Source organism: Enterococcus sp. CSURQ0835 (genome assembly GCF_902706605.1).
GTDB lineage: Bacteria > Bacillota > Bacilli > Lactobacillales > Enterococcaceae > Enterococcus_A.
In genome coordinates this window covers 41529-51122 of record NZ_CACSLH010000022.1, presented here as the reverse complement: position 1 = coordinate 51122, position 9594 = coordinate 41529, and the positions used below count along the sequence as shown (strand labels likewise).

8 protein-coding genes are annotated in these 9594 nt (G+C 41.3%); 1 reads left to right on the top strand and 7 read right to left on the bottom strand.

Features of this window, described 5'->3' with window-relative positions; translation table 11 throughout:
* Positions 1–172: 172 nt before the first annotated feature.
* From GVJ38_RS09665 to GVJ38_RS09640, 6 genes are all read right to left on the bottom strand, one after another.
* Positions 173–1441 (bottom strand): GH25 family lysozyme, encoded by a 1269-nt coding sequence (locus GVJ38_RS09665; protein WP_159722952.1) that lies wholly within the window; start codon positions 1439–1441, stop codon positions 173–175.
* 951 nt (positions 1442–2392) lie between these two features.
* Positions 2393–3676: a trigger factor gene (gene tig / locus GVJ38_RS09660; protein WP_159722951.1), complete on the bottom strand. Its 1284-nt coding sequence runs from the start codon at positions 3674–3676 to the stop codon at positions 2393–2395.
* A 150-nt stretch (positions 3677–3826) separates the two neighbouring features.
* Positions 3827–4747, bottom strand: coding sequence for a hypothetical protein (locus GVJ38_RS09655; protein WP_159722950.1), 921 nt, complete (start codon positions 4745–4747; stop codon positions 3827–3829).
* Positions 4725–5315, bottom strand: a complete 591-nt coding sequence (locus tag GVJ38_RS09650) for an RDD family protein (RefSeq protein WP_159722949.1) — start codon at positions 5313–5315, stop codon at positions 4725–4727. The genes GVJ38_RS09655 and GVJ38_RS09650 overlap by 23 nt, the downstream gene beginning before the upstream one ends.
* 1 nt (position 5316) lies before the next feature.
* Positions 5317–6345 (bottom strand): signal peptide peptidase SppA, encoded by a 1029-nt coding sequence (gene sppA / locus GVJ38_RS09645; RefSeq protein WP_159722948.1) that lies wholly within the window; start codon positions 6343–6345, stop codon positions 5317–5319.
* A gap of 175 nt (positions 6346–6520) precedes the next feature.
* Positions 6521–6808 (bottom strand): hypothetical protein, encoded by a 288-nt coding sequence (locus tag GVJ38_RS09640; protein WP_159722947.1) that lies wholly within the window; start codon positions 6806–6808, stop codon positions 6521–6523.
* 475 nt (positions 6809–7283) lie between these two features.
* Here GVJ38_RS09640 and glmS point away from each other — a divergent pair, with 475 nt between their 5' ends.
* Positions 7284–9092, top strand: coding sequence for a glutamine--fructose-6-phosphate transaminase (isomerizing) (gene glmS / locus GVJ38_RS09635; RefSeq protein ID WP_159722946.1), 1809 nt, complete (start codon positions 7284–7286; stop codon positions 9090–9092).
* Here the strand turns inward: glmS and GVJ38_RS09630 are convergent.
* Positions 9070–9558, bottom strand: a complete 489-nt coding sequence (locus GVJ38_RS09630) for a hypothetical protein (RefSeq protein ID WP_159722945.1) — start codon at positions 9556–9558, stop codon at positions 9070–9072. The genes glmS and GVJ38_RS09630 overlap by 23 nt on opposite strands.
* Between the last annotated feature and the right edge of the window lie 36 nt (positions 9559–9594).

Sequence of the window (9594 nt, the reverse complement as noted above, 5' to 3'; positions counted from 1 at the left end):
CTAATCTGATAGTGATGCGGTCGGTCAACCAGCATTATCTTATCATTTTGGGAGGATTTTTTGATACCACGCTAAAAGCTTTTTGGAACCACCCGCATAGCAGGTGGTTTTCAAATCATACAAAAAAAGCTATCAGCACCAACTAAATGGTGCCAATAGCTTTTTCTAACAATTATTTCGCATTCCAAGCTTTACCTTCGTAGTTCCAACCTTTGTTCATCAAGTTTTGCTTTTCAGCTTCACTCAATGTGTAATGATGGGCGCCTGATTTGGCATTTGGATTGTAAAGACGTTTTAATTCGTTGTCGCCACCAGAACTCCAGCATTTTCCTTCATAGTTCCAACCTTTGGCAACTAACATATCCCGTTCAGCTGGGTTCAATGTGTAATGGTGATCACCAGCATTTGGATTGTACATCCGATATACTTCTGCTCCACTCGTTGGTGCGTTCCAACCGATTCCTTCATAGTCCCAACCTTTGTCGGCTAACATCACGGCTTCAGCATGTTGTTGCGTATAAAAATGCTCTGAACTATTTGGGTTGTACATCCGATACATTGGCACTGTACCAGCTGGTGAAGAAGCAACTGGGATCTCAACGGTTTTCTTCGTAAAGTCTCCCGCATAGTCAGCAGAGATATCGACCCCACCATTAACACCAGGAATCCGTAAGTTTGGTGACCATTGCCATGAACCATATTCTGTATGGTAATTATTCGCTGTAACTGAGTAGTAGTACGCAGCAGCCCAAATATTTTTATAACCCAGTGCAGCAGGATTCAAGTTCCCATTACTTAACCAACCAGTGCTTGAATAGTGACGAACTTTATTGAAGCCAAGTTCATTCAAACGTTGGGCAAAGGCTTGGGAATCCGCTGTATGGTTAGCAACTCCAATGCCAGGTTCTTCCATGTCATTGACCATCACTGTATTGTTGTCTAAGCCAAAACGGCGTGCAGCGGCTGCAAAGTAATCTGCTTCGGCGCGAGCTTGTGCTGCCCCGTTGAACCAGCTGTAGTGATAAGCCGAAACTTTCATCCCAGCTGCTTTGGCGTTATTGATCTGCGTTTGGGCATAAGGATTGACATAACCCGTTGCTTCCGTCAACTTCACGACTACACCTTGGATGCCGTAGTTGCGCATCGTTTGGAAGTTTGCGACGGATAAAGCACCTTGGTGAGAGGAAACATCGACGAAACTTTTCGTCGGTGTATTGGCATTATCGATTGAAATCGCTGGGATCTCCGCTCGCGCTTCCGGTCGCTTTACTAAATCAGAACGGTTTTTTGGTAAATAGAAGCTTCCGTTTTGATCTTCTCCATAATAAGTCGTTTTTTCTTCTGGTTTATTCGAATTTTGATCTTCAGCTGCAGCAACATTTTGCGCAAAGCCCAACACCATCAATGACAATAAGCTGATGCTTAAGAATTTTTTTTTCATGATACAGACTCCTTGAACTTTTTTTGAAGTTTGTTGTGTTTCAACAAGAATATTGTAACCATTTTTTGAAGAAATTGGTACCCCATTTTGTTTTTTTAAACTATTTCAAAAACAGCTTCTTTTGAAACAAAACGTAACAGGATTGAAACTATCTGCTTATTTTTTTAACAAATTTCGTTTTTGGACTCGCCTTAATCCTGTAATTTACTCTCAAACTGAACTTTTTTTGACTCAAGTCGTCATTTTTTAGCTTTTTTGAACAAAAACAGACAAAACGGTACATTTCAAAACGTTTCAATTGTTATAAACTTGAAATAATCATGGAAAAACTTTAACAAAAATAATGTTCCAAAATGAAAATTCTAATTAAAAAAAGTATTATTTCACAAAAAAAGTCGCAACTAACTTCATTTTCTTATCTTATGACTGAGTTCAGTTAATCATAACTTTCAAACTTAATTTATAATTCCAGCAACAAATGTTACTCACATAAGTTATTCTTACGAAACATCAAATTCAAAATATATCGCTAGTCTCTCTAAGAAATAATGTTATTTAAATTAATAAAAAAGTCGCAAAATCATTCACATAAAATTTTCTCGACACCTTTGATAAGTTTTTTTGTCACCGCTTACATTCCTCCTCGGATTTGTAATTCTCTTTTACACCGTCATACACTTTGTTGAACATGACCCTCACTTCCCTTCATTGGTCTACCCTTTGTTACTAACTCTACAGTTCTACGCTATACCCATTTATAAAAAGGTGCAAGTAAAACTGCCCAAAAGTTTGCTATACCGTTTGGGCAGTTTTACTTGCTAATCAGATTAGAAAGTGACAAACACTTAAATAATGACATGATCTTTGAAGTGTTCACAACCTTATGATTTCCCTAAAGTAAAGTAATCAAAAAAAACCGAAGAGCCTAAGCCCTCCGGTTACAAGTCAAACTTATTTTTCAACGGCTGTGCCAGTTACAAGTTCGATCGCTTTTTTCATTTTGATATCATGTTCAAGCATATCTTCAGTTAAAACGCTCTTCACTTTATCTTCTGGCATTTGGTACATCTCAGCTAACTCTTTGATCTCTTTAGTGATATCTTCTTGGTCAGCTGTGATCTTTTCAGCTTTCACGATCGCTTCAACGACTAAGTTCGTTTTCACACGATTTTCTGCTTCGCCTTCGAATTGTTTGTGCAAGTCTTCTTCAGTTGAACCAGTCAATTGATAGTACATATCAGGATTGATTCCTTGACGTTGCATGTTGTTTAAAAATTCATCCATTGAACGGTGAACTTCATCGTGGACCATCACGTGAGGAAGATCAACGATTTCGGCATTTTCAACTGCTTTTTGGATCGCTGCTTCATCATGTGCTTCTTTCGCAGCTTCCGCTTTTTGTTCAGTCAATTCTTTCCGATATTTTTCTTTTAATTCTGCTAATGATTCAACTTCATCATCAACATCTTTCGCAAAGTCATCATCTAATTCAGGTAATTCTTTTGCTTTAACTTCGTGGATCGTTACTTTGAAAGTCGCTTCTTTACCAGCAAGATCTTCTGATTGATAATCTTCTGGGAATGTTACGACAACATCCAAGCTTTCGCCGGCTTTATGGCCAACTAATTGTTCTTCAAAACCTGGGATAAATGAACCTGAACCTAACTCAAGTGAGTAGTTTTCACCTTTTCCGCCTTCAAATGCTTCATCCCCGATGAAACCTTCAAAGTCGATGACAACTGTGTCGCCATTAGCTGCTGCTTCGTCTTCTTTGATCACAAGTTCAGCTTGCGCTTCTTGTTCCCGTTTCAAACGAGCATCGACATCTTCATCTGTTACTTCAGTATCTTGTTTTGGTACTTCTAATTCTTTGTAGTCACCTAATTTTACTTCTGGTTTAACGGTTACTTCAGCTTTGATGACCCAGTCTTTTCCCTTTTCCATGCTATCAACATCGATCTTAGGTTGTGAAACAGGATCGATCCCTGCTTCTTTGACAGCTGCTTCATACGCTTCAGGCAAGACAGCGTTTAACGCATCTTCATATAAGGCTTCTTCACCGTACATGCGGTTGAAGACCGTCCGAGAAACTTTCCCTTTACGGAAGCCAGGTACGCTTAGATTTTTTTTCACTTTATTGAACGCAGTCGTCAATCCTTTTTCGATTGCTGCGCGTTCGATTGAAAATGTTAATACACCGTCATTGGTGCCGGTTTTTTCAAAATTTGCAGTCAAATTTATTCCCTCCGAATACTATTATACTTTCATTTTGCATACTATTAAATCTTACACTACTAGGCAGAAATTGTAAATATAAAGCTTGCTATCCCAGCAAATTCTTGGGAAACAAAAAAACGAGACATACCATCTGTCTCGTTCCTATGATCAAAGATACAATCGTTTTACGACCAATTGTCGCAACGCCGCAACTTGTGGATCACTTGCTTCTGCTGTTATACCAAATTCAGCTAAATAGCTTGCGACCCAAGCAGCCGCTTCACCTGGGACAGGCATCGGATAAAGCGCCGCAAACTCGACTGCGACTTCATCTAATAATGCCGCTAACGTCACCGGGTCTTGATTTTCCAAACGGGTTTTTAACGTCTGTTCGATCGCGATCCGCAATGTTTGCTCCGCAGGTGTCCCCACTTTTTTCGGACTTAAAGACTGCAGTATGCCATCAATCGTCAAAACGTCCACTTCTTCTGACACTTCTAACTTAGCCAATTCTTCAAATAAGAAACTGCGGACCAACGGAAAAACTTCTGGTTCCACTAGTAACTTCTTAGCCACCGTCAGTAGTTCCGATTTTGGTAAGCGGCGAATTTGGCGACTCAATGTCACTTGTTCGGCCGGTTCATGTTTTTTCAGTGCTAAAAGCTCCGTTTTAATCTGCGTTACTTGCTGGCGTTTTTCCAATGCGTAAAAATCCGCTTGATTTTTGATCCGCTCGTGCCAAGTCGCTAACCAGTCCGGTGCGATCGTTTGATTTTTTTGCAGTTGCCAAAGTGTTTGTTCTGCTAGCGTAAATTCTTGATTGACAACGAGCGCTTGCAGCATGAATTCACGTTTGTGAGGGTCTTTAAAGTATTCCGGTAATTTTTCTTTCATATAAGTAACCGCTTTTTGGATTTCTCCCAATTCAAACGCAGTCGTAGCTAACAACCAATTGATCGGGATTTCTTGTTTGATTTGGTAAGCTGCTTCAAATAGTTCTAGCGCTTCTGGTAATTTTTTTTCAGCTAGTGCGGCTTGGCCTTGTTTTAAGTAAGTTTGATAATTTTTAGGAAATTCGATCGGTTCCATGTAGTTCCCCGCTTTCTTGTTGGGCTTTGATTAGATTTAAAGTCACGACACTCGTATCCGCAAAATAATCACCAAGATGTTGTTTGTTGGGAGTGAAGATCGTGATCAAATAGCCTAAAATAAAGGGTGGTGTCTTCAAAATAAAACGACACGCGACTTCGCGGACTAAGACCGTCGCCCAACTCAACTGTTCTTCTGTAAAACAAACAACTCGAATGCCAAAGATCATCTTGCCGATCGTTTGTCCGTGATTGTATTTTGTCAGCAGTGCAAAATACGCTAAATAGATGACTAGCGACAGCAGACCAAACAACGAAAACGTACCTGATCCGCGAGTCAGTCCAGCTAAATTAAAAATCGTACCTAATAAAATCGTCGTAATTGCTGAGATACACAATAGATCGATCACGTAGGCAAAAAGCCGAATCCAAAAACCGGCAAAGAAATAATCAGGATAATACTTCTGACTCGTTTCTGGTAAATCCCGCCAACTAGAGCGAACGGGGGAATTTCCTGGTTGAAAACTCCCAGTCGTTTCTGGACCGACTTGAGGTGTTTTTTGTTCCATCTTATTCACCTCCGTATAAATACATCGCTTTAGGTGCTTGTGGGGTGCCGACACTTTCGATCAATTGCTGCATCACTTTTTCTTGTGACGGTTTCAAACCTTGCAGTTCCGCTAAGTTACTCCCTAGCCAACTGTTGACAAACGCGGTATTGCCGTTGGTATATTCCACGACCCGAGCTCCCGTCAACCCTTGTTCTTTTTTCAAGGCTTTTAACGCTTGATCCGGATAGCCGATTTGATCCACTAAGCCGTTTTCTTTTGCTTGCGCGCCATCATAAATACGACCATCTGCTAATTTGCGCACTTGATCTTCTGACATGTGGCGTCCATTTGCGACTACTTTGACGAAACGTTTATAACTGCTGTCCACAAAAGCTTGTAGAACTTTTTTATCTTCTTCGGTCTGAGGTCGCATCGAAGAACCGATATCTTTTAACGCGCCACTTTTGATCGTCGCGTCACTGATCCCCAATTTTTCTAACAAGCCAGAGTAGTTGACATTTGACATGATGACCCCGATCGAGCCAGTCATCGTCTCGTCACTAGCGAAAATCTTGTCTGCACCAGCAGAGACATAATAGCCGCCACTTGCAGCTTGATTTTCCATTGCGACATAGATCGGTACGCCGCTTTTTTTGATCGCGTTTAACTGCCGCGTGATCTCTGCGGTCTCATAAACTGAACCGCCGGGTGAATTCACTTCTAATAAAACCCCTTTGACGGCTGGATCTTTTTTGATCGCGGCTAACTGTTTCATAAAAGCCGAGTGATTGTAGCTAGCGGTTGAAAAAACACTGCTGGTGCCGTCATCTGCGATCGTCCCATCGATTTGCAGTTTCACGATTTTTTTACCAGCGTTTCCTTTTTCTAGCACTTTTTCTTGCGGCGTGTCCGAACCGTACAGCAATTCATTCAACTGCCCCAGCTCGTTGGCTTTCTTTTCTTCTTTATTCGTTATCCCAGCTGTCACCAGTGAAAATAAAAATAAAGCACACGCTGCGACGACTGCGACCCATCTTCTTTTATTCATCTTTTTCCTCCTTAATCAACACGTGAACTTATTATGCTTACTGTCATTTTATCATACTCAGTTCATTTTGCTTTGACTTAAGCTACGCCGAAACGATTTTTGATTGTTTATCTTTTATTAATATTTTTTAATCATTATAATCAATTTACAATCTCAATTGTTTTCTGCTAAACTTTTAATAGAGGTTGCGAATCACGAGAACCGTTTCACTGGGTCCATCCGCTTTTGATTGAACGGCTTTTTCAGCTAAACGATAGCCGCCAAAGACTTCGCCAGACAGCGGATCAGTGATCTCAAACGGTCGCGCTTGTTCAATACTCAAGGCATCGGGTGCGATTTCTTGGATCGAATCCCAACCGGTATCAAGAAAAATCTTGGTCTCTGCAGTAACTTCTTTGACTGTTTCCAACTGGGCGAGAAAAGCTCTCAACTCTCCCACAGTCAAATTTTGAACATCATTCATTTTTTTCCTCCTTTAAGGTAATCATTTCCCTTACTCAGACTACCGTTTAGTGTAGCATACTTATAAAACGCATGGCTGTTTGAGCGGTATCCTATCTATTTTACCTTAAGTGAAAACGTTATGAAATGGTTCCAATCAAAAAAATTTTATTTTCTGACGAAGATGTTCGAACCCGCTACTATTTGGCTAGACCATTTAAAACCAAAAGACAAATAGTTGACGAAATATTGTTTTTATATTATATTAATCAGTGTTTCCGTTAGAAATACCAAAAAATCAAATTGGTTAGACCATTTTTGATAGCGCCAGGCCTCCTTGCGAGGTGACGAGGAAGAAACTCATCGAAAGATTCGGCGGATGGTTTCAGGGAAGCTGATCTCTACAGGTTATTTTAAAAACTTTTTGCAAAAAAAGAACAAAGAACTGACCCTTCAGCAACGGGAGCTAAACTGACAAATGAAAGTAGGATAATTTTATGTGTGGAATCGTTGGAGTTGTGGGGAATCCCCAAGCAACAGAAATTTTAACAAATGGTTTAGAAAAATTAGAATATCGTGGGTATGATTCAGCTGGGATCTTCGTGGCTGATGCTGATCATGATTACTTAGTCAAATCACAAGGCCGCATCAAAGATTTAGAAAGCAAGATCACACCAGAAGTACAAGGTACGATTGGGATCGGACATACACGTTGGGCGACTCACGGTGAACCAAGTGAAGAAAATGCTCATCCTCATACCTCTCAATCTGGCCGCTTCGTCTTAGTTCACAACGGCGTGATCGAAAATTATGATGACTTGAAACATGAATATTTAGCAAACGACACCTTTTATGGCGAGACGGATTCTGAGATCGCAGTTCATTTGATCGAATACTTTGCCAACCAAGGGCTAGATACGAAAGAAGCATTCCGTAAAGCTTTGACTAAGATCCGCGGCTCATACGCATTTGGCTTGATCGACAAAAATGACCGTGACACGATCTACGTTGCCAAAAACAAAAGTCCTTTATTGATCGGATTAGGCGACGGGTTCAACGTGATCTGCTCAGACGCACTTGCGATGTTACAACAAACGAATATTTTCGTTGAATTAAATGACGGCGAAATGGTGATCGTGACAAAAGATAATGTGGCGATCGAAAATGCTGCTGGCGATTCAATCAAGCGGGAACCTTATGAAGCAAAAATCGACGCTTCTGATATGGAAAAAGGTACCTACCCTTACTACATGCTAAAAGAAATCGATGAACAACCTGCTACGATGCGTCGGATCATCTCTGAATATACCGACGAAACAGGAGCCGTAGCAGTTGATCAAGCTTTATTAGACAGCTTACTAGCTAGTGATCGGATCTATATCGTAGCTTGTGGAACAAGTTACAATGCCGGACTTGCCAGCAAGCAGATCATTGAAGAACTAGCAAACATTCCAGTAGAAGTGCATCTTTCAAGTGAATTTGGGTATAACATGCCGCTCTTATCAGCAAAACCATTTTTCATTTATTTGACTCAAAGTGGTGAAACAGCTGACAGCCGTCAAGTCTTAGTCAAAACAAACGAACTAGGTCATCCAGCGTTGACTGTGACCAATGTTGCCGGTTCGACCTTATCCCGCGAAGCAACTTACACAATGTTGTTACATGCTGGTCCTGAGATCGCAGTCGCTTCAACTAAAGCATATACGGCTCAGATCGCTGCTTTGACAGTTTTATCAAAAGCTGTCGGTGATGCGAAAGACAATGCCGCTGCAAAAGACTTTGATCTAGTCAAAGAATTAGGAATCGCCGCTAACGCGATGGACGTCATGATCTCAGAAAAAGAGCTGTTGAAACAATTAGCTCATGATTATTTCGCAGGTGCGGAACATGCCTTTTACATCGGCCGCGGCACGGACTATTACGTTTCGTTAGAAGTCTCATTGAAATTAAAAGAGATCTCATACATTCACGCAGAAGGTTTTGCGGCTGGTGAATTGAAACACGGAACGATCGCGTTAGTTGAAGAAGGTACACCAGTCATCGGGATCATCAGTGATGATGTGACGGCTCCTCATACTCGGGGGAACTTACGAGAAGTTGAAAGCCGCGGTGCCCATACGATGGTGATCGCCTCAGAAGATTTGAGCAAGCCTGACGATCAAATCGTCGTGCCTGTCGTTCATCACTTCTTACGTCCGCTAGCTGCCGTGATCCCAGGACAATTGTTAGCTTATTACGCAACATTAGAACGCGGCTTAGATGTCGACAAACCACGGAACTTAGCTAAATCAGTAACCGTTGAATAAACTGTTTGAACCAAAATATCCTTTCGCGCTTAGACGCTTGAGGAACTTGCGGCGAGGCTCGCCTTGCCGCTGTTAAAAGGAGGCTGCGGCCTTCTTTTTTTATACCCATGACAACTGCTGAAATGTGGCGTCTCACCTGTTTGACTAACCGTGGCCAAGTTCGTTTCAAGCGTGCCAGCAAAACTTGCCACTCTTGAGCCGTAAAACAGTCCCGAAAATAGAAAAACCAGCGACGGACACTGCGACGTAATTTTGTCGTTTGAAAAATTTGACGGATCAAGTGACGCATCGGTTGCTGAATCTCTTCGGTCGTAATAGAACCACGGACTTGTAAGATGAGCACCATCCGCACAGCTAAATCCGCGTCTTGCGTCTTTTCATAGTGTTGTGTGATTCGTTTTTCAAGAGTCTTTACTTTCAAAGTAAAATATTTTTGGGCTGGCCAAGGCGAAACACTGCGCGTCATCTTCCTCACTCCTTAAAAAATTTGCTGTTACTCCTA

What these genes read in the sequence shown, in the direction of transcription:
- GVJ38_RS09640 (WP_159722947.1), bottom strand. Translation starts at nt 6,808, where the DNA reads ATGAATGATGTTCAAAATTTGACTGTGGGAGAGTTGAGAGCTTTTCTC.
- GVJ38_RS09665 (WP_159722952.1), bottom strand. Translation starts at nt 1,441, where the DNA reads ATGAAAAAAAAATTCTTAAGCATCAGCTTATTGTCATTGATGGTGTTG.
- GVJ38_RS09630 (WP_159722945.1), bottom strand. Translation starts at nt 9,558, where the DNA reads ATGACGCGCAGTGTTTCGCCTTGGCCAGCCCAAAAATATTTTACTTTG.
- GVJ38_RS09655 (WP_159722950.1), bottom strand. Translation starts at nt 4,747, where the DNA reads ATGGAACCGATCGAATTTCCTAAAAATTATCAAACTTACTTAAAACAA.
- glmS (WP_159722946.1), top strand. Translation starts at nt 7,284, where the DNA reads ATGTGTGGAATCGTTGGAGTTGTGGGGAATCCCCAAGCAACAGAAATT.
- GVJ38_RS09650 (WP_159722949.1), bottom strand. Translation starts at nt 5,315, where the DNA reads ATGGAACAAAAAACACCTCAAGTCGGTCCAGAAACGACTGGGAGTTTT.
- sppA (WP_159722948.1), bottom strand. Translation starts at nt 6,345, where the DNA reads ATGAATAAAAGAAGATGGGTCGCAGTCGTCGCAGCGTGTGCTTTATTT.